Origin of the sequence: Sphingomonas yabuuchiae, from assembly GCF_001477495.1 — a bacterium.
Taxonomy (GTDB): domain Bacteria; phylum Pseudomonadota; class Alphaproteobacteria; order Sphingomonadales; family Sphingomonadaceae; genus Sphingomonas; species Sphingomonas yabuuchiae_A.
In genome coordinates, this window is the sequence record NZ_LDTF01000087.1 from 1 (window position 1) to 1,097 (window position 1,097).

Genomic DNA, 1,097 nt, shown 5'->3' on the forward strand with positions numbered 1-1,097 from the left:
TTATTTGTTCGTCGGTAGCGTGAGTGGTGTATAAGAGACAGCCCAGCGGGTCCCCACCAACCCATGTTGGAGGGATAGCGTTCCTCAAGATCGCTCATACGCGCCGCTCTTGCCGCTCCCCTCCCGCCTGCGGGAGGGGAGCGGCAAGAGCGGCGCGTATGAGCGATCTTGAGGAACGCTATCACCCAACATGGGTTGGTGGGGACCCACAGGGAGAGCCCCGATGAAGACCCCCGTCGCATTTACCCCCCAGGTCGAAGACGTAAAACCCGAAGAGGGCGAAACCGTCGACCAGATGAAGCAGTCGTTCGAGCATATCCTCGACACCACCTCCAAGGATTACGGCCACGGCGTCCGTGCCGTCCATGCCAAGGCGCATGGCATCATTCGGGGCAAACTGAAGGTTCATGACAACCTCCCGCCCGAACTGGCGCAGGGGCTCTTCGCCGGGCCGGGCGACTATGACGCGGTGGCGCGTATCTCGACTAATCCGGGCGACATATTGGACGATGCCATCGGCCTGCCGCGCGGGTTGGCGTTGAAGATCATTGGAGTCGAGGGCGAGCGGCTGCCGGGTTCGGAAGGCGATACGACGCAGGACTTCGTCATGGCCAATGCGCCGGTCTTCACCGCGCCGACCGCGGACGCCTTTGCCAAGAATTTGAAGATGCTCGCCTCCACGACCGATAAGTTCGAGGGCGGCAAGAAGCTGCTGTCCGGCATATTGCGCGGGATCGAGGCGACGCTGGAGACGGTCGGGGTGCAGAGCGCGACGCTCCAGACTTTGGGCGGGGCCAAGCAGGTTCATCCGCTGGGCGAGACCTATTACAGCCAGACGCCGTTCCGCTACGGCGACCATATCGCCAAGTTCGGCCTGTTCCCGGTCAGCCCCGCGCTGACCCAGCTGACCGGCGACACGGTGAATACGCACGACCGTCCCGATGCCCTTCGCGAAGTGGTGCGCGAGGTGATGATCGAACAGGGCGGCGAGTGGGAGCTGCGCGTCCAGCTGAACCGCGATCTGGACGCCATGCCGATCGAGGCTCGCATCGCGGGGGGGATGAATGAGGACACGCCGTACCTAACCCCTTACACAA

The 1,097-nt window shown here is 63.1% G+C and carries 1 protein-coding gene; it reads left to right on the top strand.

From position 1 onward, the window contains the following. Positions 1-223 precede the first annotated feature (223 nt). A partial coding sequence (locus NS355_RS14255) for a catalase family protein (RefSeq protein WP_058746315.1) occupies positions 224-1,097 on the top strand: 874 nt, incomplete at its 3' end.